Annotated in this window: 25 protein-coding genes; 10 read left to right on the forward strand and 15 right to left on the reverse strand. The window is 58.1% G+C overall.

Annotation, left to right across the window (positions count from 1 at the left end):
• Positions 1-34 precede the first annotated feature (34 nt).
• The gene (locus tag ACWFTY_RS15225) at positions 35-754 is read left to right on the forward strand and encodes an SIMPL domain-containing protein (RefSeq protein WP_447525024.1); all 720 of its coding nucleotides are present in this window, start codon (positions 35-37) and stop codon (positions 752-754) included.
• Between the two features lie 47 nt (positions 755-801).
• Here ACWFTY_RS15225 and ACWFTY_RS15230 read toward each other — a convergent pair whose 3' ends face one another.
• From ACWFTY_RS15230 to ACWFTY_RS15250, 5 genes are all read right to left on the reverse strand, one after another.
• The gene (locus ACWFTY_RS15230; RefSeq protein ID WP_447525025.1) at positions 802-1,632 is read right to left on the reverse strand and encodes a tetratricopeptide repeat protein; all 831 of its coding nucleotides are present in this window, start codon (positions 1,630-1,632) and stop codon (positions 802-804) included.
• Positions 1,633-1,672: 40 nt separating this feature from the next.
• Positions 1,673-2,419 carry an alpha/beta hydrolase gene (locus tag ACWFTY_RS15235; protein ID WP_447525026.1) on the reverse strand — a complete coding sequence of 249 codons (747 nt, stop codon included), beginning with the start codon at positions 2,417-2,419 and terminating at the stop codon, positions 1,673-1,675.
• A gap of 169 nt (positions 2,420-2,588) precedes the next feature.
• Complete coding sequence (locus ACWFTY_RS15240) at positions 2,589-2,936, reverse strand: hypothetical protein (RefSeq protein ID WP_447525027.1); 348 nt, start codon at positions 2,934-2,936, stop codon at positions 2,589-2,591.
• A 52-nt stretch (positions 2,937-2,988) separates the two neighbouring features.
• The gene (locus ACWFTY_RS15245; protein WP_447525028.1) at positions 2,989-3,180 is read right to left on the reverse strand and encodes a helix-turn-helix transcriptional regulator; all 192 of its coding nucleotides are present in this window, start codon (positions 3,178-3,180) and stop codon (positions 2,989-2,991) included.
• Positions 3,177-3,608 carry a hypothetical protein gene (locus ACWFTY_RS15250; RefSeq protein WP_447525029.1) on the reverse strand — a complete coding sequence of 144 codons (432 nt, stop codon included), beginning with the start codon at positions 3,606-3,608 and terminating at the stop codon, positions 3,177-3,179. The genes ACWFTY_RS15245 and ACWFTY_RS15250 overlap by 4 nt, the downstream gene beginning before the upstream one ends.
• 339 nt (positions 3,609-3,947) lie before the next feature.
• Here ACWFTY_RS15250 and thrS point away from each other — a divergent pair, with 339 nt between their 5' ends.
• Complete coding sequence (thrS, locus tag ACWFTY_RS15255; protein ID WP_447525030.1) at positions 3,948-5,954, forward strand: threonine--tRNA ligase; 2,007 nt, start codon at positions 3,948-3,950, stop codon at positions 5,952-5,954.
• Positions 5,955-6,090: 136 nt separating this feature from the next.
• Complete coding sequence (gene infC, locus ACWFTY_RS15260; RefSeq protein WP_082788356.1) at positions 6,091-6,630, forward strand: translation initiation factor IF-3; 540 nt, start codon at positions 6,091-6,093, stop codon at positions 6,628-6,630.
• A gap of 225 nt (positions 6,631-6,855) precedes the next feature.
• Here infC and msrA read toward each other — a convergent pair whose 3' ends face one another.
• The 5 genes from msrA to ACWFTY_RS15285 form a co-directional block, all read right to left on the reverse strand.
• Positions 6,856-7,599, reverse strand: coding sequence for a peptide-methionine (S)-S-oxide reductase MsrA (gene msrA, locus ACWFTY_RS15265; protein WP_447525031.1), 744 nt, complete (start codon positions 7,597-7,599; stop codon positions 6,856-6,858).
• Positions 7,600-7,758, reverse strand: coding sequence for a hypothetical protein (locus tag ACWFTY_RS15270; RefSeq protein ID WP_447525032.1), 159 nt, complete (start codon positions 7,756-7,758; stop codon positions 7,600-7,602).
• A 440-nt stretch (positions 7,759-8,198) separates the two neighbouring features.
• Complete coding sequence (locus tag ACWFTY_RS15275) at positions 8,199-9,401, reverse strand: pyridoxal phosphate-dependent aminotransferase (RefSeq protein ID WP_447525033.1); 1,203 nt, start codon at positions 9,399-9,401, stop codon at positions 8,199-8,201.
• Between the two features lie 89 nt (positions 9,402-9,490).
• Positions 9,491-9,793 carry an alkylphosphonate utilization protein gene (locus tag ACWFTY_RS15280; RefSeq protein ID WP_447525034.1) on the reverse strand — a complete coding sequence of 101 codons (303 nt, stop codon included), beginning with the start codon at positions 9,791-9,793 and terminating at the stop codon, positions 9,491-9,493.
• Complete coding sequence (locus ACWFTY_RS15285; RefSeq protein WP_447525035.1) at positions 9,793-11,082, reverse strand: O-acetylhomoserine aminocarboxypropyltransferase; 1,290 nt, start codon at positions 11,080-11,082, stop codon at positions 9,793-9,795. Before ACWFTY_RS15285 ends, ACWFTY_RS15280 begins: the two co-directional genes overlap by 1 nt.
• Positions 11,083-11,353: 271 nt before the next feature.
• On the opposite strand from ACWFTY_RS15285, the gene ACWFTY_RS15290 reads away from it, so the two are divergent.
• The 3 genes from ACWFTY_RS15290 (at position 11,354) to ACWFTY_RS15300 (ending at position 12,743) form a co-directional block, all read left to right on the forward strand.
• Positions 11,354-11,848: a pyridoxamine 5'-phosphate oxidase family protein gene (locus ACWFTY_RS15290; protein WP_447525036.1), complete on the forward strand. Its 495-nt coding sequence runs from the start codon at positions 11,354-11,356 to the stop codon at positions 11,846-11,848.
• 171 nt (positions 11,849-12,019) lie between these two features.
• Complete coding sequence (locus tag ACWFTY_RS15295) at positions 12,020-12,505, forward strand: MgtC/SapB family protein (protein WP_447525037.1); 486 nt, start codon at positions 12,020-12,022, stop codon at positions 12,503-12,505.
• Positions 12,506-12,551: 46 nt separating this feature from the next.
• Complete coding sequence (locus ACWFTY_RS15300) at positions 12,552-12,743, forward strand: DUF3008 family protein (protein WP_447525038.1); 192 nt, start codon at positions 12,552-12,554, stop codon at positions 12,741-12,743.
• Positions 12,744-12,811: 68 nt separating this feature from the next.
• Here ACWFTY_RS15300 and ACWFTY_RS15305 read toward each other — a convergent pair whose 3' ends face one another.
• Entirely contained in the window at positions 12,812-13,954 is a 1,143-nt protein-coding gene (locus tag ACWFTY_RS15305; RefSeq protein ID WP_447525039.1) for a serine hydrolase domain-containing protein, read from the reverse strand.
• 136 nt (positions 13,955-14,090) lie between these two features.
• On the opposite strand from ACWFTY_RS15305, the gene ACWFTY_RS15310 reads away from it, so the two are divergent.
• Positions 14,091-16,115: an oxidoreductase gene (locus ACWFTY_RS15310; protein ID WP_447525040.1), complete on the forward strand. Its 2,025-nt coding sequence runs from the start codon at positions 14,091-14,093 to the stop codon at positions 16,113-16,115.
• Between the two features lie 16 nt (positions 16,116-16,131).
• Here ACWFTY_RS15310 and ACWFTY_RS15315 read toward each other — a convergent pair whose 3' ends face one another.
• A complete protein-coding gene (locus ACWFTY_RS15315; RefSeq protein ID WP_447525041.1) occupies positions 16,132-17,151 on the reverse strand; it encodes a DNA topoisomerase IB in 1,020 nt (339 codons plus the stop codon).
• A 321-nt stretch (positions 17,152-17,472) separates the two neighbouring features.
• The gene (locus ACWFTY_RS15320) at positions 17,473-17,838 is read right to left on the reverse strand and encodes a PRC-barrel domain-containing protein (protein WP_447525042.1); all 366 of its coding nucleotides are present in this window, start codon (positions 17,836-17,838) and stop codon (positions 17,473-17,475) included.
• Between the two features lie 302 nt (positions 17,839-18,140).
• Here ACWFTY_RS15320 and ACWFTY_RS15325 point away from each other — a divergent pair, with 302 nt between their 5' ends.
• Positions 18,141-18,803 carry a twin-arginine translocation pathway signal protein gene (locus ACWFTY_RS15325; protein WP_447525043.1) on the forward strand — a complete coding sequence of 221 codons (663 nt, stop codon included), beginning with the start codon at positions 18,141-18,143 and terminating at the stop codon, positions 18,801-18,803.
• Positions 18,804-18,847: 44 nt separating this feature from the next.
• Positions 18,848-19,390, forward strand: coding sequence for a GNAT family N-acetyltransferase (locus tag ACWFTY_RS15330; RefSeq protein ID WP_447525044.1), 543 nt, complete (start codon positions 18,848-18,850; stop codon positions 19,388-19,390).
• A 215-nt stretch (positions 19,391-19,605) separates the two neighbouring features.
• Here the strand turns inward: ACWFTY_RS15330 and ACWFTY_RS15335 are convergent, their stop codons facing one another.
• Together ACWFTY_RS15335 and ACWFTY_RS15340 are read right to left on the reverse strand one after the other, a co-directional pair.
• Positions 19,606-20,511 carry an alpha/beta hydrolase gene (locus tag ACWFTY_RS15335; protein WP_447525045.1) on the reverse strand — a complete coding sequence of 302 codons (906 nt, stop codon included), beginning with the start codon at positions 20,509-20,511 and terminating at the stop codon, positions 19,606-19,608.
• A 151-nt stretch (positions 20,512-20,662) separates the two neighbouring features.
• Positions 20,663-21,445 (reverse strand): enoyl-CoA hydratase/isomerase family protein, encoded by a 783-nt coding sequence (locus ACWFTY_RS15340; RefSeq protein ID WP_447525046.1) that lies wholly within the window; start codon positions 21,443-21,445, stop codon positions 20,663-20,665.
• 63 nt (positions 21,446-21,508) lie between these two features.
• On the opposite strand from ACWFTY_RS15340, the gene ACWFTY_RS15345 reads away from it, so the two are divergent.
• Positions 21,509-21,637, forward strand: coding sequence for a hypothetical protein (locus ACWFTY_RS15345; RefSeq protein ID WP_447525047.1), 129 nt, complete (start codon positions 21,509-21,511; stop codon positions 21,635-21,637).
• The last annotated feature ends 27 nt before the right edge of the window (positions 21,638-21,664 follow it).

Genomic DNA, 21,664 nt, shown 5'->3' on the forward strand with positions numbered 1-21,664 from the left:
AGCCTAAGCGGCTTTTATACTGAGGGAAAGAGCGATGAGCGAGAAATTTATCGAGAGCAAAAACAAGGTCTGGCTGGCGAGTGCCGGTCTGTTGACCGTTGGCCTGATCATTGGCGGCTATTTACTGGGCGACGGCCTGCTGCGCGCCAAAATGGCCGATCGAAGCGTCACCGTGCGCGGTCTCGCAGAGCGCGAAGTGACAGCCGACCTCGCCACCTGGACAATCGCCTACAGCGCGCAATCCACCGATCTGCAGAGCGCGCAGACCGATATCGACCGCGACACCACTGCGATCACCGGCTTTTTCAAGGAGCTGGGATTCAAGGCTGACGCGCTCAAACCGACCGGCGCCAATGTGAACCAGTATAGCAACAACGGCATCCCCCAATATACCATCCGTCAGCGGCTCAGCCTGCGCACCGACGATATCGACAAGGCCCAGGCCGCCGTCGCCCGGCAATTCGATCTGGTCCGTCGCGGCGTTGTGCTGGAAGATGGTTCAGGGATGAGCTACACCTTCACCAAGCTCGACGAAATCAAACCGGAAATGGTCGCGGAAGCCACCAAGGATGCCCGCAAGTCAGCCGAACAATTTGCCGAAGATAGCGGCACCGATGTCGGCGGCATCAAATCCGCCACGCAGGGCTATTTCAGCATCGACAGCCGCGACGGCGATGCCGGCGGCTATGGCGTCACCGACACGCCGTACAAGAAAGTCCGCGTGGTCACGACGGTGAATTTCTATCTGGATTAAACGTGCGTTGCGCACCGCACCAGCCGGGAGCCAGTGTTGAGAAAGGACTATTCCTCGACGCTGGCCGCGAGCTGCTCTAAATAGCGGGTTGCGGCCTTGGCGGACGGGCTGTCCGGTCCGAATTTGACCGCCTGCTCCCAATTGATTTTCGCGTTCGCAACATCGCCGGCCTCATAAGCGATATTGCCCGCTTCGAGCGCAATCGCCGGATCGGTGATCGCCAGCTTGGCGGCCACTGCGATGTCGGATTTTGCCAAGGCAAAGTCACCCATCCGCCGCGCCAATGTCGCCGACAGCAGCCAACCGAGCGGATCCTCCGGGACGAGTTCGTGAACGAGAACAAATTGTGCTTTCGCCTGATCATATTGATCCATGGCAACATATACGCGGGCCATATCAAGGTGCACTTCACCCTTTAACAGACCATCGAGCGTATCTTGCGCCAGCGCAGAGCCGAAATATTTCAATGCTGCGGCATGATCACCGCCAGCGAATGCCGCATTGCCAGCCTGCGACCAAAAAATGGCCGCGCGCTCGTCGTCCGCAGCTTCCGCGCCTTCAGCCGCCAGCATAAAGGCCGGAATAGCCTTTGGCCATTCCTCCCGTTCGGCATAAGCGAAGCCTAGGCAATTGCGCGCCAGATATCCGCCGCCCTCGATCTGCCATTTATTGGCAGCGAGCAAACCATTGTCCGGATCGTCCGCCGCCTGGTCGATACATTGATTGAAGCGGATATCGACCGGACTCGTCGGCTTGACCGTCGGCGGATTGACGGGCGCCTCGGGCTTGGCCTCCGATGGCCGCAGCACGGGATCGATAGGGGAACCATAAGGCGTCGCCGATTGCATCAATAACGGCAGAATTAGCGAAGAAATCATGGATATCATGCCTGTTAAAATATTGTTCCAGCGTAAAAATTCACCCCAGTCGCGAAACCACGTCAATCAGCAAGGCAATATCCTGATCCCGCGACAGCCGGTGATCGCCGTCCTTTACCAGATGCACCTGCACATCATCTGAACGGATTTTCCTGGCCGTCTCGAGACTATATTCCCACGGCACATCACTATCTTTTTGGCCGTGCAGCAGCCGCACGGCACCATCAAAAGCGATTTCCTTGTGAAGCAGGCGGCTGGTATCACCGGACTGCCAGAAGGTGCGGGTGGTGACATAAGGCTCGTCAGAATATTCGCTGTCTTCCTCTAGCTTGCCGTCGCGGAGGATCGTCATTTTCTGTTCCTGGGTGAAGCCCCAGTCGGTGAAGTCCGGTGCTGCCGCGATGCCGACCAGATTTTTCACTCGCATTGGCCGCGACAACGCGACCAGTAGCATCAGCCAGCCACCCATCGAGGAACCGATCAGGGTGATAGACCCCGATGTCACCTTGTCGATCAGAAACAGCACATCCTCGCGCCAGTCGATCAGGCTCTGTTCCTCGAACTCGCCGCCGCTCGCGCCGCATCCGGCGTAATCGAGGCGCAGCATCGCCCTGCCCTGTTGCTTCGCCCACGCGTCAACGGCCAGCGCCTTGCCGCCTTCCATGTCCGACATATAGCCGGGCAGGAACACCAAGGTCGTGCCTTTCACACCCGGCTTGGGCGGCGTGTAGCAATAAGCGAGCGAAGCGCCGCCGGGACGGTCGAGGTACATTATTTCGTCTTCCATAAATTCATCCGCCTGTGTGTCCCCGCGAAGGCGGGGATCCATCTCCTGCCCTATAGTTCAAAAACGATGAATGAGAAGGCACATCGACGCGCGCCCAATGGCGCAACCACCTCTGTCGCTGGAAAATTGTTCAGGAGAGGGACACCTGCCTGCGCAGGTGCACCGGCAATCAACTGGCCGCAAAATAGACAATCCCCAGACACAGGAACGCGATAATCAACATACCGATACTGGATATCAATGGCTGCTTCGGCCTTGGCAGCAATGCCGTTAGTTCCGCAGGAATCCCGCCCTTGAAGCCGAGCTTCCATTTCGGGCGATCCTTGATACCATCCTCGAGGCCGAAGACATGGGAGTCCCCTTCCTTGCCGCGATAGACCAGGTCACCGAAAAAATAGGCGTCGCTGCGCCATTGTTGTTCGTAGAGCGCAAAAGTCTTGCCAATCACCTCGATCCGCACCCGCCGCTTCAGCGCGCTGTCGCTATCGATAAGCCAGACTTGTTGAGGATCAGACATGGGGGGAGCTTAAGACAAGATGCAGTCCGGCGCATCACAATTCTTCGCCCCCTCAATCGCGCAGGAATATCTCCTCGATCGGCATGGCGAACAGGTCGGCAATCCGGAACGCCAGCGGCAGGGACGGATCATATTTTCCGGTTTCGATTGCGTTGACGCTTTGCCGGGAAACCTTGAGCCGTTCGGCCAGGTCCGCTTGTGACCAGTCACGCTCAGCGCGGAGAACCTTGAGCCGGTTCTTCATGTGTTGAGCCCGCGAAAGCGATAGAAGAAATAACCGAGGCCCCACGCAGTTATCAATATAGCTACAAGACTGTCCGCGCTCATCGTGCCGAACTGCTTTTCGAAAACCAGCCAGACCATATTGGCAAAAATGGCGGTGATGATGGCGACAATGGCGCCGTTGGCCATCATCTGGAAAAAATAATCCTCGAGTTTGCGGCGGTCCAAAGCGGCTGCATAAGTCGCGATATAGGATATCAGCAGAACGAGCAGCGCCGCGCCGATAATCTTGATGAACGGCGTGACATTGCCCGGACGCACTTCGTTCGGGTCGAATATCGAAACCGCGAGCAGGCCGATGCCGACGAACAGGATGAAACCGAACATCCAGTCGGGTTTCAGCAGGCGGCAGAATCGCTGCCAGATTCCAGGAGAGCGGCTAGAGGTCATCACATCGCCCCCAGAAACAGAACCACCAGCGCCGCCCATATGGCGATATTTTCATTGGGGGTCATCGCCCGACCCGAACAGCGTTTCAGTCTCATGATCGTTCTCCATCAAGCTACATAGACATAATGTCATGTTTACTTGACCCATTTGCTCGATTCGGCATTAAAAGTCAAGCACACGTGACATTTTGCATATGACGCTTTCCTCTCTCATTCGACCCGTCATCTGATTTGGTTGACTTGAAACCCCAAAAGACTAAGTCAAATCCAGCCCGGTGACGGCTGGTTTTCCAGCCTATCTTGGCCGCAACTTTGACAAACTTTGAGATGACCTGAGCCCATGACCGAGATGATCAAAATCACCCTTCCCGACGGTAGCACGCGTGAAGTGGCATCGGGCACTACCCCCGCACAGATTGCCGCCGACATCGGGCCGGGCCTTGCAAAAGCTGCGCTGGCGGCAAAGATCGACGGCGAGTTGCGTGACATCATGCGGCCGCTGGAGGAAGATACCGAACTGGCGCTGGTCACCTCGCGCGACGAGGAAGACGCGCTCGAACTGGCGCGCCATGACTATGCCCATATATTGGCAGAGGCGGTGCAGAACATCTTCCCCGGCACCCAGATCACCTTTGGTCCGTCGACCGATGACGGCTTCTATTATGATTTCGCCCCTGCCGGCGATCCGTTCACCGACGAAGACCTGCCAAAGATCGAGGAGGAGATGAAACGGATCATCGCCGCCGACAAACCGTTGCGACGCGAGGTGTGGGAACGCGACGATCTGATCGCCCGCTGGCAGAAGGATGGCGAGACGTTCAAGGCCGAATGGGCCGCCGAGCTTCCCGAAGGCGACGAGATCACGGTCTACTGGTCCGGTGACGACTGGATGGACATGTGCCGCGGGCCGCATCTGGCCTCGACCGGCAAGCTTGATCCCAAGGCGTTCAAACTGATGCGCGTGTCCGGCGCCTATTGGCGCGGCGACCAGCGCAATCCACAGCTATCGCGCATCTACGGCACCGGCTGGCTCAACAAGAAGCAGCTGAACGCCCATCTGATGCGGCTGGAAGAAGCAGCCAAGCGCGACCATCGCAAACTCGGCCAGGAAATGGATCTTTATCATATCCAGTCCGAAGCGCAGGGCAGCATCTTCTGGCATCCCAAGGGCTATGTGATCTGGCAGGCGCTCGAGCAATATATGCGCCGCCGCCAGATCGAGGCAGGCTATGAAGAGGTCAAGACGCCGCAATTGATGGACGTGCGCCAATGGGAACAGTCCGGCCACTGGGGCAAATATAGCGAGAATATGTTCGCCGTTCCCGACGAGGTTCCCGACGCCGAGGGAGAAGGCCCCGTTATCACCGGCACCGCCGACATGATGGCGATCAAGCCGATGAACTGCCCGGCCCATGTGCTGGTCTTTCGTCAGGGTATCAAAAGCTACCGCGACCTGCCGATCCGCATGGCCGAATTCGGCTGCTGCCACCGCAACGAACCGCATGGTGCGCTGCACGGACTGATGCGGGTACGGCAGTTCACCCAGGACGATGCGCATATCTTCTGCACCAAGGAACAGCTGATCGAGGAAGTCGGCCTGTTTTGCGACATGCTGGACCGTTGCTATCGCGACTTGGGCTTTGAAAATTATGCAATCAAGCTGGCGCTGCGGCCCGACAAACGGATCGGCAGCGACGAAATGTGGGACTGGTCGGAACAGTCCTTGCGCGATGCGGTCAAAGCGACCGGACGCGATACCGAAGAATATGGCTGGGAAGAACTGCCCGGCGAAGGCGCTTTCTATGCGCCCAAGCTCGAATTCCACCTGACCGACGCTATCGGGCGGACCTGGCAAGTCGGAACCATCCAGACCGACACCGTCCTGCCCGAGCGGCTGGATGCGACTTATGTCGGCGAGGATGGCGAGCGCCATCAGCCGATCATGCTCCACCGCGCGATTCTCGGATCGTTCGAGCGGTTTATCGGCATTCTCATCGAACATTATGCCGGCAAGCTGCCGCTCTGGCTGGCGCCGACGCAGGCCGTGGTTGCGACGATCGTGACCGACGCCAATCCTTATGCTGAAAAGGTCGTCGAACAATTGAAAGCCGCCGGCATCCGGGTCGAGGCCGACCTCCGCAACGAGAAGATCAACTATAAGGTCCGCGAGCATTCAGTCGGAAAAGTGCCCAATATTCTGGTGGTTGGCATGCGCGAAGCCGAAGAAGGCAAGGTTGCCCTGCGCCGGCTTGGCCAGAAGGAGCAGGAATTCCTGACGCTCGACGAGGTCGTTGCGATGCTGAAGGAAGAGGCGATGGCACCGGACTTGAAATCGGCAACCAAATAGCGATATATTCATCAAAGCTGTTGCATTGAAACAACGGCTTTGATGGCTAATGTCTCTTTCGCCATCAAGAAGGCTTTATTCCGATAAGCTTTGCGGCTAATGAGCCACCATAGACAACCACTCAGGAGTATTTAACATAGCTGCACCCCCTCGTCGCCCCACGCCGCCCGTCAAAGGCGGCCCGCGCTTTAACGATCTGATCAATTCCGACACCGTCAGGGTTATTGACGACAAGGGCGAAAACCTTGGCGTGATGAACACGCGCGAAGCGATCGAGCGTGCGGCAGAAGTTGGACTCGACCTGGTCGAAGTCTCTCCGAACGCGCAGCCACCGGTTGCGAAATATCTCGACGTCGGCAAATTCAAATATGAGGCCCAGAAAAAGGCCAATGCCGCGCGCAAGACGCAGAAGGTTCAGGACGTCAAGGAAATCAAGATGCGTCCGAATATCGACGATCATGATTATGACGTGAAGATGCGCAACGTGAACAAGTTCATCGACAATGGCGACAAGGTGAAGGTCACCCTGCGCTTTCGTGGTCGTGAAATGTCGCACCAGCAGCTCGGGATGGCATTGCTCGTCCGGGTGCAGAACGACATGAAAGAGACTGCAAAGGTCGAAGCCTATCCGAAACTGGAAGGCCGACAGATGCTGATGGTACTCAGCCCGAAATAGAATTCAGGCCTCCGGAAACGGGGGCCTTTTTTTGACCTGCTCCGCTGGCGAACGGTCGACCCGCTCAGTCCGGCTGGCTGCGGGCTAGCCAGAGCATGCCGACACCGACCATTAGGGCGGCCAATGCGAGCATAATTTCAAATTCGTGATTGACCATTTTTCCCTCTGCGGCTGCCCTGTCCTATAACAGGGCGAAGCTAACAGCCGGTTAAGTGACGTCCTGCGTCAGCTTACCGGCTTCGCCCGATATTGCGCCGGAAAATGCCGTTTCAGATTGGCAACCTTGGGCTTGTCCCAACGCACAATATAGGCCTGGCGCGGGTGTTTCTGCATGAAATTCTGGTGATAGGTCTCGGCCGGGTAGAAGGCCTTATAGGCTTCGACCCTGGTGACGAGCGGTCGTTTCCAGTAGCGTCCCTTTTCAAGCTGCGCGATATAGGCGCGGGCAGCTTTCGCCTGGCCGGCATTCATCGGGACCAGCGCGCTGCGATAATGTTTGCCGCGATCGGGGCCCTGGGCGTTGAGCATCGTCGGATCGGCGACGACCGAAAAGTAAATCTGCATCAACTTGCCATAGCTGATTTTGCCGGGATCATAGACCACCCGCACCGCTTCGGCATGACCGGACAGACCGGCGCTCACCAGCTTGTAGGATGCGCTGCGTTTGCTGCCGCCATGATAGCCGGAGGAGGCGCTGATCACGCCGTTGGTATGTTCGAACACCCCTTCGACGCCCCAGAAGCAACCGCCGGCAAAGATCGCGACGGCGCGCTTGCCCGTTTCCCCTGCCCCTACGCGCGGCGCCGGGATGATCGTGGCTTTTTCGGCGGCATGCGCCTCTCCGATAAGTCTCGGGGAGGAAGTCTGGTCGACCGGCAAAGCGGTTTGCACACCGGCCCACATCGCACCGAAACAGGCGATGCTCACACCGAACATGATGGTGCGGGAGAGGGACGGTCCGATCGGCATTTAGCTCAGAAGCTGGGAAGCCGCGCTGACGGTGGGCGACAGATTTTCGCCAAGGTCGGCAGGCTGGTCGGCGGGCTGCATGAAGAACAGCATCAACGCGCCAGCGATAAAGCCGCCACCGAGGCTGTAGGTCAAATCGGATTTGAATAATTTCATCATGGTCGGTTCCTTGGGGGTCATCATCTGGTTCGAGTCGTCCCGCCTGTTGGTTACAGTTTCTAATATAGTTTTCCTGTCGCCGCTGTGAACCTGATCACAAGGTCATATTCAGTTTGCCAACGGGAAGATTTTCTATCGGAACGGGAGTAGAGGACGCCAGGCGGGAAATCCTATTGTGTCTCGCGGCAGTTCGCTGCGCGAACACCTCCGACGGGGTGTTTTTTACAAACCTCAGGTGCCGGGCGGGCGCATCCGCGCCCTTGGCTTTCCTCGCATACGCTCGGGCGCGCAGTCGCGCTTGCCTCCGCTTCGCGTCGGTTCGGTTTTTCAGTCTTGGAAAGTTTCTAACCGAGGCGCAGCCGAGGCAAGGCCGACCGGCCGCCGCGCCTTATTGGCGCGAAAGCCAAGGGCGCGGATGCGCCCGCCCGGCACCTGAGGTCTTAAATTAACGCCGCGCAGGCCCGCTGAATCCGGGTGCAGGCTTCGGTCAAAACCTCTTCCGACGTCGCATAGCTGATCCGGAACGCAGGCGAAAGGCCGAAAGCCGCTCCGTGCACGGCGGCAACCTCTGCTTCTTCCAGAAAATAGGCGATAAGATCTTCATCCGTCTTGATGACCGCGCCCTTGGGCGTCGTCTTGCCCATCAGTTCGCTGGCATCGGGATAGACATAGAATGCGCCTTCCGGAGTCGGACATTGCAGGCCCGGCGTATCATTGATCATCGACACCACGAGATCGCGGCGTTTCTCGAACGCGGCATTTCGGTCGGCCAGAAAATCCTGCGGACCGTTGAGTGCGGCAACCGCGGCTGCCTGCGAGATCGAACAGGGGTTGGACGTCGACTGCGACTGCAATTTGGCCATCGCCTTGATCAGCCATTCCGGACCACCGGCAAAACCGATCCGCCAGCCGGTCATCGCATAGGCCTTGGAAACGCCGTTCACCGTCAGCGTCCGGTCAAAAAGCTCTGGACAGACCTGCGCGATGGTGGCGAAGGGAAAATCGGCATACCAGATATGCTCGTACATATCGTCGGTCATCACCATCACCTGCTCGTGCGGCAATATCACGGCGCCCAGCGCTTTCAGTTCGTCTGCGCTATAGGCCGCGCCACTCGGGTTGGACGGAGAGTTGAGCAATACCCATTTGGTCTTTGGCGTGATCGCCGCTTCCAGCTGTTCCGGCGTGATCTTGTAGCCCTGATCCGCTCCCGCTTCGATGAATACCGGTGTGCCGCCGGCAAAATTGACGATATCGGGATAGCTCACCCAGTAAGGCGCGGGGATGATCACCTCGTCGCCCACGTCCAGCGTCGCCACCAGCGCGTTGAACAGGGTGTGCTTGCCGCCGCTGTTCGCGGTGATCTGCTTCGTCGTATAGGTCAGGCCATTGTCGCGCGCGAACTTGTCCACAATTGCCTGCTTCAGCGCAGCAGTGCCGTCGACCACCGTATAATTGGTATCGCCGTCGCGGATCGCCTGGATCGCCGCGTCCTTGACGAAGTCGGGCGTGTCGAAATCGGGCTCGCCGGCCGACAGGCCGATCACGTCAATACCCTGTGCTTTCAGCTCGGTGACCTTTGCGGTCATCGCCAGCGTGGCAGAAGGTTGGATACGTCCGAGAGCTTTGGAGATATTGGTCATGGGAGGTCCTGTCGCAAGGAATGAGCCTGATTAGGAATGAACGTGATTGCCTAATATCATTGCTGCTGCACTGCAACAGGGAGAATGGGTCAGCTGCGCTTTTTCACAAACTCTGCTCGCAGTACGAGACCTTTTATCCCCTCGTGCCGGCAATCAATTTCCTGATCGTCGCCCGTCAATCGAATAGACTTGATCAAAGTCCCGCGTTTCAGCGTCTGTCCCGCGCCCTTGACCTTGAGATCCTTGATCAGGGTGACGGCATCGCCATCGGCCAGGACATTGCCCACCGCATCAACGACTTCCGGACCGGTCGACTGAGCCGCGGCATCTTCCGGGCTCAGCCATTCGCCGCTTTCTTCATCATAGACATAATCGCCTGCACCATCGCTCATTACAAAGACTCCAATGCTTGTTGCATGTCGGCGATAATATCGTCGATATGTTCGATCCCGACCGAAAGACGCACGACATCCGGTCCGGCGCCCGCAGCAACCAGTTCGTCTCCGGACAATTGGCTATGCGTCGTCGAGGCAGGGTGGATGATCAGCGATCTTGTATCACCGATATTGGCGAGATGGCTGAACAGCTTGACCGCTTCCACCAGTTTCCGCCCCGCGTCATAACCGCCCTTCAAGCCGAAGGTGAACACCGCACCGCCCTTGCCGCCGAGATATTTCTGCGCCAGCGCGTGATATTCATTGTCCGGCAAGCCGGCATAAGAGACCCAGCTGACCTCGTCGCGACCCTGCAGCCACTGCGCCATTTTGAGCGCGTTCTCGCAATGCCGTTCCATACGCAGCGCCAGCGTTTCCATACCGGTCAATATGTAAAAGGCGTTCTGCGGGGCCAGCGCCGGTCCGAGATCGCGCAGCGACAGGGCGCGCGCCGCCAGGATGAAGGCCATCGGGCCAAAGGCATCGGTAAAGACCTTGCCATGATAGGACGGGTTGGGCTGGTTCAGGAACGCGTATTTCGGGCTCTTGGTCCAGTCGAACTTGCCGCTGTCGATGATCAGGCCCGCGACGCTATTGCCGTGCCCACCGAGGAATTTGGTGCCGCTCTCCACGACAATATCCGCACCATGTTCGATCGGACGGCAGAGCATCGGCGAAGCCATCGTATTGTCGACCACCAGCGGAATACCGGCTTCATGGGCAATATCGGCAATCGCCTCGATATCCTGCACCACGCCACCGGGGTTGGCGAGGCTTTCGATGAAGACGCAGCGCGTGTCATCGGTGATCGCGCCCTTGACCTCGTCCATATTGTCAGCGTCGACAAAGGTGACGTTCCAGCCGAATTTCTTTACCGAATGGGCGAGCTGGTTGAGCGAGCCGCCGTAAAGCTTCTTCGCTGCAACGATATGCGCGCCTGGGTCCATCAGCACATGGAAGACGATGATCTGCGCCGCATGGCCCGAAGCCACTGCCAGCGCACCGACGCCGCCCTCCATCGCAGCAATCTTGCCTTCCAGCGCGCCGTTGGTCGGGTTCATGATCCGGGTGTAGATATTGCCGAATGCATCGAGATTGAACAGATCGGCGGCATGATCGACATCATTGAAAACATAAGAGGCCGTCTGGTAAATCGGCGTAATCCGCGCATTGGTTGTCGGATCCGGTTCGGTACCGGCGTGTACAGCCATGGTTTCCAGATGGGGGGGCTCCAGATGATCGGTCATGATGCGTCCTTGTGCAAAGAAGTAAGCAGCGTGCGTAATATCAATGCGTCTTCACCGCAACTAGGCTTATGATGGGGTGACGCGGGCTGACCGAAGGATTCTGCCGCGACCGCGCTTCCATTGTCCCCTCGCGCCCCAACCATCCGTCATCTCGGCGAAGGCCGGGATCCAAACCGCCGCACCAGAAAACCTGCCGAATTATTCCCGAATTTTTTGAAACTTTATCCGTCCTGCGCGTTGGTTGGATGAAACGGAATAAAGGAAACAGACCATGAGCAATAAAGATATGAATGATACAACCGACCGCGACGAGATCCGCGAGGAATTCTGGGAATCAATTGCCGACAGTCCTTTCGTGATGATGGCGCTCGACAGCAGCCGCGAGCATAGCATACCGATGCGCGCGCAGCTCGACAAGGATGCCAACAGCGCGATCTGGTTCTACACTTCGCGCGACAACCGGCTGGCCACGGGCGGCCCGGCGATGATGCAGTTTGTCTCCAAGGGCCATGATCTCTTCGCCTGCGTGTCCGGCAATCTGACCGAGGAAACCGACCCGGCGATCATCGACAAGCACTGGAGCAAGCCAGTCGAAGCCTGGTACGAACAGGGTCGTCAGGACCCGAGCCTGCTGATGCTGCGGCTTGACCTCGCCGACGCGGAAATCTGGGAAGCCGATCCCGGCGTCGTCGGCATGTTCAAGATGATGACCGGCATGACCATGAGCGGCGACGAGATGGGCGACCATGCCAAGGTGCCACTCTAGGCGCGACCACGGCCGTCCGAACGCAGCCCATAGGGGCCGCAGAAGAACGGAACTGAGCGGAAGCCGGCCCTTGAGGCCGGACACAATTCCGCTTTGGTCCTGCTTCGGCGGCCCCTTGCCTTTTCTTGCGGCGCCCGTGCAACAAATGCCCTGCCAGCGCGTTCATTTGCCATGACGAATATTCTCGCCGGACCCGATACAATTGCCTGGTCAGAAGCGCTGTGGCGGCTTGGCGCTGCGACCCTGCTCCCCTTCCTGATCGGACTGGAGCGGTTCATCCGCCGAAAGCCGATCGACTTCCGCCCCTTCGTGATCATCTCCGTCGCCGCCTGTGCGCTGGCGATCGGCGCGATGGAATTGCTTGAATCCACCCGTGATCCACAAAGCGATATCGACCCCAGCCGCGTCTTCGAGGGCGTGATCACCGGCATCGGCTTTCTTGGCGCCGGCGCCATGTTTCGCGAGGGCAGCTTCGTTCAAGGTGCCGGCTCTGCCGCTTCGATATGGGCGGCGGGCGCAATCGGCCTGATCTGCGGCTTCGGAGAAATCTGGCTGGCGGTGATCATCACCATCGTCATCCTGACGGTTCTGATCACCAGTGCGCCCTTTACCTCCCACTGGGACCCGGGAGAAGAAGACGGAAAGCCGTCGTCCTGAACGGATCCCGCACAGCATCAACCACTAGCAAGCAAAGGAGACTATCATGCCAGCCCAATCGAAAGCCCAGCAACGCGCCGCCGGAGCGGCCCTGTCCGCCAAGCGCGGCGAAACCAAGGTCGGCGACCTCAAGGGCGCGTCCAAGGACATGTACGACAGCATGACCGAGAAGGAGCTGGAAGATTATGCCGGCACCGATCATGACGGCCTGCCGGAAAAGGTGGAAGATGACGACTAGCCTGCGGCAATAGGCCGGCACACGACCCACCTATCATCTGCGCCCAAAGCAGATATCAAATGGCGCTTTCAGCCTTGGTAAGCGGCTGTTTCCACTGCATCCAGGACCTTCATCGCGCTTTTGTCGCCGAACGGGAAAAATTGCATGAGAACCAGACCCGCGACTCCACTGGCCGGATCAATCCAGTAATAGCAGTTCGCAAGCCCGGCCCAGGAAAGACTTCCCGCCGCGCGACCAGCAGGCCCTTTTTCGGGATTGATCAGAAAGCCCAGACCCCATTGCGTATCCATGTCCGGAAAAGGATCAAAGGTTTCTGCCAGAAATGGAACAACGCTTTCCATACGACCGACCTTCATCGAACCGACATGGTTGCGCGACATTGTCGCGACCGTCTCTGCATCCAGAATTCGGACGCCATCCAGCGTGCCTTGATTGAGGATCATACGCATGAACTGCATATAGTCCGCGGCAGTTGAATAGAGACCACCGCCGCCGGATTGAAATTCCGCATCGTCACCACCGCCTATCTCGAGCGAAATAGGAGCAAAACCATCCTCTGTGCGGGAAAGCAGGGACACCCTGCGACCGACCTTTTCCGGCGGCACAGAGAAGCCTGTATCATGCATCGCTAGGGGGGCGAGAATATGTTCTTCCATATAGGCGCCGAGCGTTTGCCCACTGACCGACTCCACTGCGCGACCGACCCAATCCGTGCTGACTCCGTATAACCAGTCCGAGCCCGGCTCGAAGATCAGCGGAGAAGAGATGCTGGCAATCGATCCGGGAGCGACTTTACCTTGCGCTTTCGCCATTTTGCCGCTGGTAAAGGAATAGCCCAGACCGGACGTGTGGGTCAGCAGATGTCGCAACGTGATCGGCGTCTTGGCAGGGCTCAGCCGGGCGTTGCCATCCTCGTCAAAGCCTTCGAGCAGATCGGGATGGGCAAGCTCGGGAAGAATAGGACCGATCGGTTCGTCAAGCGCCAGCAAACCGCGTTCGACTAGCTGCATCGCTGCAACCGACGTAATCGCCTTGGTCATCGATGCCACGCTGAATATGTCGTCCAGAGCCATGGTCCTGCCCGTAGCGGGATCGGAGACGCCTGCGGCGGCCGAGGCCAAAAGCCCGTCACGATCACCAATCATGGCCACCGCTCCGGCGAGCGCATTTTCTTCGAGGGCGTCTTCGAGGGTTTTTTGTAAATCAGTCATGCAACAGTGACTAGCAACGCGGGCGCGCAGATACACTATCAAATATCCCTTTCGCCACAAATGCGGGACCGGGTTTCGTTATCGCTTTAACATATTGGATAATGTGATCGCGATAAAATGCTGCTAGGCTCGTGATATGAAATATCCAAAATTGCTAGAGCCACTCGATCTCGGCTTCACCACGATAAAGAACCGCTCGATCATGGGCTCCATGCACACCGGCCTGGAGGAAATGGATGGCGGCTTCGAACGCATGGCCGCTTATTTTGCCGAGCGGGCAGCCAATAATATCGGCATGATCATCACCGGCGGGATTGCCCCCAATGCCGAAGCATCCATGGGCGGCGCCATGATGTCCAGCGATGAAGAAGCCGCCAAGCACCGGATGGTCACGGATGCCGTGCACGGCGCTGCCGATGATGTGAAAATATGCATGCAAATCCTCCACCCCGGTCCGCTGGCCAACAATAAAGACATGGTCGCACCATCGGCCGTACGCTCACGGATCGCCAGACACCCCCCCAACGAGCTGGATAAAGCCGGCATCCAGAAGCAGATCGACGATCATGTGAACTGCGCGCTGATGGCGCAGAAAGCCGGCTATGACGGCGTCGAGATCATCGGCTCCGCCGGCTATCTGATATCGACCTTTCTGGTGCGCAAAACCAATTTGCGCGAAGATGAATATGGCGGCTCTTTCGAGAATATGATGCGCTTTGCTATCGAGATCGTCGAGCAGACCCGCGCCGCGGTCGGCGAGAATTTCATCCTCATCTTCCGTATCGCGGCGATGGACATGCTCGACGGCGGCATGAGCTGGGAAGAAATCATCGCTCTCGGCAAGGCTCTGGAAAAGGCCGGTGTCACGATCATTTCCACCCACTTCACCTGGCATGAAAGCGCCGTGCCGACGATCGCGACGATGGTGCCCCGGGCCGCCTTCACCTCGGTGACCGGCCGGTTGCGCAAAGAGGTTGGGGTTCCGGTAATCACCTCCAACCGCATCAACATGCCCGATGTCGCGGAAGCGGTTCTGGCCCGCGGTGACGCTGATCTGGTCTCCATGGCCCGGCCTCTGCTCGCCGACAGCGAATTCATGCGCAAGGCGGTCGAAGGCCGCGAGGACGAGATCAACACCTGTATCGCCTGCAATCAGGCCTGCCTCGATCACACGTTCATGGGCAAATTGACGACCTGCCTGGTCAATCCCCGCGCCTGCCACGAAACCATCTTGAACTATGAGCCGGTCACCGACGTAAAACGGATCGCGGTTGTCGGCGCCGGACCGGCCGGCCTTGCCTATGCTACGGTCGCGGCCCAGCGCGGCCATGCGGTAACATTGTTCGAAGCATCGTCTGAAATCGGTGGCCAGTTCAATCTTGCAAAAACCATTCCCGGCAAAGAGGAATTTTACGAGACGCTCCGCTACTATAACCGGATGATCGAGGTGCATGGCATCGACCTGCGGCTGAACACCAAGGCAGACGTCGCCGGGCTGAAGGCCGAGGGCTTTGACCATGTCATCGTCTCGACCGGCATCAAGCCGCGGACCCCGGATATCGACGGCATCGATCACGAAAAGGTCGTCAGCTATGTCGACGTGATCAAGGGCAACAAGCCGGTTGGCAGAAAGGTCGCGATCATCGGCGCCGGCGGCATCGGCTTCGATGTCTCCGAACTGATCAGCCATGCCGGCGTCTCAAGCGCCCTCGACCGCGATGTCTTTGCCGCGGAATGGGGTGTCGATTTCGAAAACCATCCGCGTGGCGGTGTCACCGGCGTCGAGCCCAAGGTAGTGAAATCCGATCGCGAAATCACCCTGTTGCAGCGCAAGGACAGCCGGGTCGGCGCAGGCCTGGGCAAGACAACCGGCTGGACCCACCGCATCACGCTGACAAGGCGCGGTGTCGGCATGATGAACGGCGTCGAATATGTGAAAATCGATGACGACGGCCTGCATGTTCTGCAAGGCGGCCAACCGGAACTTCTCGAAGCGGACACGATCATCATCTGCGCCGGACAGGATCCGCTGCGCGAGCTGCACGACGATCTGCAGAAGGAAGGGATTTCATCCGAACTGGTCGGCGGTGCCTTTGAAGCGATGGAACTGGACGCCAAGGCGGCGATCAATCAGGCCAGCTATATGGCGGCCGCGATCTGACGGGCTGACGGGTTGGTCAGAGGCCTGCCGAGAGCAGCCCGACAAACCGGTTCTCGCCCACCCGCAGCCCGGTGATATTGGCGCTGTCATTCTCGATCATCGCCAGCCGCTCGTCCGCGTCCATATCGACCAAATCGAACACCGCCGGATGGACATAGCTCTTGCGGCAAATCGCCGGGGTGTTGCGCAGGGTCGCGGCGGCGGCTTCGCAGGCTTGCTTGATGGTCGGGTTCTCCTCGGAAGCGATCGCGTCCATCGCGGCGACGCTGCCGTGCCAGGTGCGGAACATTTTTGCGCTCAGGCTCTCCATTCCGGACACTGCCTTCAGCCAGTCATTGACGTCGCCGCTGTCGAGCGGATGCACCGCGCCGTCGCTGCCGACATATTGGAATAATCTCTTGCCGGGCAGATCGTCGATCTGTTCCAATATTTTCTGCAGCCGCGTATCGCGCAGGCTGCAGCTGACTTTCTTGCCGCCCTTGGCGCGATAGCGCAGGCGCATCAGATCCTCGCCATAGCTGACGTTGCGGTTGTCCAGCGTGGTCGCCCCCTTGCTCATCTTGGATGTCCCGCCGACCCGGATCGCGGTGCGGTCGATCAGCCGGACCAGCGCGGCAATCGCCACATCCTTGCTCGGCACCTCACCGTCCTGCCCCGGCGCGAGCAGCGCATTCACCTTGCGCCGGATCCGCGGCAGTGTCGTCGCGAATTCCGCCAGCTGACCGAATTTCTGCTGATCGCGATAGATGCGCCACTGGTCATGATAGCGATATTGCTTGCGCGTCGCTGCATCATAGCCGGTCGCCTGAATATGGCCATTGGCCTTCAGGCAAATCCATACATCGGTGTAGGCAGGCGGCACGCCCAGCTTCCTGATCCGCGCCAGTTCCACGCTGCATTTCAGCGGGCTCTTGTCCGGCAGCAAATATTGAAACCCCCGCCCCCGCCGCACCCGCGAGATGCCGGGCTGCTCGTCGCTGGTATAGACCAGACTGGGGATGCGGATCTCGGTGCCGTTGTGGCTAAGCTGGATCAAGGCCGTAGTCCTGCGGGTGCCGATCGGTATCTGGCGATAGCAGGCCGTTTGCTCCTGACATGGCCGTACCGGACGGGATATCGGCGGGTTTATGGGTTCGTCTTATCATGATCTAGAAACCCGAACCGAAGTGATCGGTTCCCGGGCTGAGACTGAATAATCGGTCGGCAGGATATCGGGGATGAGAAGACAGCAAACCGTCATCCCGGCGAAGGCCGGAATCCAGACCAAATGCCCGTCTGCGACATATGTTGAAATCTACTCCGGGCAAAAAAAGCCGGGCGGAAACTGCGCCCGGCTTCTTCAGTTTGGTGGATCAGCTTACCAGTAAGGCGTCACCGTCCAATATTCATAAACACTCGACTGATAGTCGCGGTCATAGGCGCGATCCGGTTCGTTGCTGCCAAAGCGCGGCGCGTCCATCAGCTGCTCCTTGGTCACGTCGATCCGATAGCCGTCGAGCTCGGTGTCATAATCGAGCTTCGACCACGGGATGCTGTGCTTCTCGTCGCCAATGCCAAGGAAGCCGCCAGCGGAAATCACTACGTCGGTGACATTGCCGCCGCGCTTGTCGATCAGCAGCTTGTCGACCTTGCCGATCTTGTCCTGGTCCGCGCCATAGACGGTGGTGCCGTCCACTCGATCGCTGCCAATCACGCTGTGGTTTTTCTCATCCTGTAACATCATTTCATCTCCTCTAGATTTCAGGGCCCCTTGCTGTCGGGGATAGCCGCACGGCGGCCCGTATTAAGGGGGAAGGCCGTTGCCATGTGGCTACAGGAAATCTACCGACGACCTCGCAGATCGTTCCGGATATTTCCGGAATTTTTTGAGGGTGGGAAAAGGCCCCACGCGGCGCACCCGAGCGGTCACCGGTCACCCTCCCCACCTGCAGGAAATCCGGCCAGATCCGTCCCGGAACAATTGAACGGTTGCGCCGGGTGCCCGCGGATGCAATCCTCGGACACAGGCATGATCAGGGAGCAAGCATGATGAATTTCACGATGACGGGCGCAGGCCTGACGGCGGCAATGTTTTTGATGACGAGCGGCCCGGCAACTGCGGGAGCCTTCGCAACGGCCAGCACCGCCGAAGTTGCAGAGCCGGATGCGGCGCCGGAGGCGGAGGCTCCCTCCTCCTTCATACCGGCGGATTTCAACGCTCCGACATTGGTCGAGACAGAAGATTTCAAGATCGTGCCACTGGGTCCAGATCTGGTTGATGTCGATTTCGCCGCCTATATGTCGTCCATCGAACATTTGCAGAAGACCTTCACCCGAAGCACTGGCTGGCCGCACAAGGACATCACTGCCGCCGATGCGATGAAGGACATGGAGAATGAAAAGGCCCGGTTCTCGAGCCGCAAATCCTTTGCCTATGCCGTCCTCACGCCGGACGGCAATCGCGAGCGCGGCTCTCTCTACGTCCGTCCCGGCAAGGTGGAAGGCTATGATGCGGAAGTCAGCCTATGGGTGACCAAGGCCGAATATGACGCAGGTTTCGACGCCGAGCTATATCAATGGGCAACCCGCTGGGTAGCGACAGAATGGCCATTCGAGAAGGTTGCTTATCCCGGACGCATGATAGACTGGGACAGTTGGGATGCCCTCGTGACTGCGGGCAAGGCTGAAAAAGCAGCGCCAGCGGAATAGCGCCCTTGAACGGCGAATACGCAAAAGGACAGCATGGTGAACAAATGCCCGACACAGTTTTGATCGACGCCGGGAAATACACGCTCCGCAAACTGCAGCCCGGGGACAGCGCGGCCCTGTTCCCGACATTTGCGAGCGAGGAGGCGTGCCGGTTTCTGTCGCGCCCGCATTTTGACAGCGAAGCCGAGCTATGTGACTGGCTCACCGATCCGGACTGGAATGGCCGCAGCTGGGTTGCCATCGACAAATCCGACGACGCCCTTGTCGGCCGCTTTGTCGCGGTTCCGACCGATGACGATCAGGTCACCGAACTGGGCTATGTCACGGTGGCAGAGCGGCAAGGCCGCGGCATCGCCCGCGCCTGCACCGCCGCCCTGATTTCCCATCTCTTCGAACGGGAAAATCATCGCCGTATATTCGCGGAAATAGACAGCCGGAATCTAGCCTCGATAGCGCTGGCCGAGCGATTGGGCTTCACCCGCGAAGCCTGCCTGCGCGAGCATGAGCGCACGCACAACGGGCTTTGCGATTTGCTGGTCTATGGCCTGCTCCGCCGCGAATGGAACGGTGGTTCCAAAGTGCAGTGACTGGCTGCGTCGTCACTGCCCGCTGATCCACCAACACCCGTCATCCCGGCGCAGGCCGGGATCCAAACCAAAATATGGTGTGCCAAAGCAAGGCCGGTTTAGACCGCTCGGTTTAAGAAAGCTTTGGGGAAGCTCTCGACACCCGTGCGATGCGCTGGAGGTGTCGGGGTGGGCCGGGTTGAGGACGAGTGCCCAATTCAGCCCGAACGCGGACATTATATCGGCTGCAATATAAAATCAGCAATTTGCCGCATCACCCTTTTGCCTTCCGGTATCGGGATCAACATCCAGACGTGAAACATTTTTGAATATTCATGATATTCACAATTTCCGCCCACGCGTTCCAGAGCGGTCTGGAATCTTTGTGAATCAGGCAATAATACATCCGCCGATCCGGTAAATATTTGCATGGGCGGTAGTCGATCATGCGACCCGAACAATGGGCTGACCCTCGGGTCTTTTACATCTAAAGGCCCAGCGTATAATTCTCCGAATTTTCTTAACCCGGGTATAGAGATCATCGGGTCGCGTTTTTCTATTTCAGGCTGATCAGGATGCATTGCGGTGACATCAAGCCAGGGCGATAGCAGGATCAAGCGACTGGGCTGGAGACTTCCGCTATCGCGCAGTGCATGAGCGAGAGCCAAAGACAGGCCGCCACCGGCGCTATCTCCCATCACGGTCATATTCGCTGCGCCGTGTTTCTCTGCAAGCTGTCCAAATAGATGCTGCATCTGGGGGATCAGCTTTTCACATTTCTGCTCCGGCGCAAGCGGGTAGATAGGGACGGTCACGCTTGCCCCTGTTGCATCGACAAGCCGTCCAACAAAGTTCCAATGGGCCCAGGACATGTCCATCACATATCCTCCGCCATGTAGGTAAAGGACGTGGTGATCGCCTTTGCGGGCGCCTGCTCCTGGAGCAATCGTGAACAGTTGATATCCATCAACCTGCTCTTCCAGCACTGCAAACTTCCGTCTGAAGCGTTTCGAGGGCAAGTCCGGGCCTTTTTGACGAAGCTTCTCTATCTTTCCCTGCACTTCGGACGGATTGGAGAAAAACGTCTTTGTGCCAGTCAGTGGCAACAGACGATTTACGATGCGAGCGCGTATTGAGATCATGGGACACCTAAGCGCAACTGTTTCTGGAATGCAAATAACGATGCCGGCTTATGTCCGACTTAACGCAACCGCAAATACCAGCACGGCAACGCCATCAGAAGAACCAGCCCCTCATCAGACAAATATTTGGCTTCGCGCAGGCCTTGGCTGGTTATTTGGCCATAGAACCAAGATAGGCTTCAACGGCAGCATGATATTCCTCTTCGTTCAACGCCCATTGCTGCAAGTCGGCGTCGGCCCAACCGAGTTGCATGCCCGACTTTCCTCTACCAAGGCTGGAAGTCATGCCCCGTGTTAATGCCAGCGGTGCGGCAGGCATCTGCAAAAGCTCTCCAATCAAGGTTTCGGTCGCCTGACCAAGTTCGCCGTCTTCCGCGCAGCGCTGCGCCCAATGAGCGCTCATCAGCTCATCGGCATATACTTTTCTTGCGGTCATAACCCAGTCTCGCGTGACCGGCAGGCCGACCTCTCGGGCGAGCAGCGGAGTGCCGTTCCATACGTTGGGGATCCCAAGCGCAAGCTCGGGTATTCTGAAGATCGTATTCTTGGCTATGACCCTGAAATCGCAGGCGGTCGCCAGCAGCGCGCCTCCGCCTATCACATGACCCTGAATACTCGCTATGCTCACCTGGGGAATACGGTCCAGCTGTTCCAGCAAGCGCTGCCATGTCGCAGTACGATTGCGCCGCGTCGACCAGTCGCCCTCGACTTTCGGATAGGACGTTGTCTTCAGGTCAGCGCCCGAACAAAATGATTTGCCCTCGCCGCTAAACACCAGCAACCGGATGTCCGGCCTCTCCATCAATTCATTCAGCGTCGCTGCGATGACGGCGCGTATGTTTTCATTCAAAGCGTTAAGTTGCCTGGGTCGATTGAATTTAATATTTACGATTTCTTTCCCGTATGTGACAATGACATCTTCGTGCTTGTCCATCAAATATCCTCATGATTGTTATGTCCGTTGCCGGGGCGTTTACATGCATTGCGATGTTGTGTCATGCGGTCAGCGATGGGAAACTATGAGGGCATCATCAATGACAGCGACGATTGGCCGGATATTCCCGGGCTCTACTTTTTGGTACCGGGACTGATGAAGGCCACCGAGCCAGCGGGGATAATTGCCTAGGTCATGGAATGAAGTGCGCTGTCACCG

This window comes from Parasphingorhabdus sp. NYA22 (assembly GCF_976973735.1).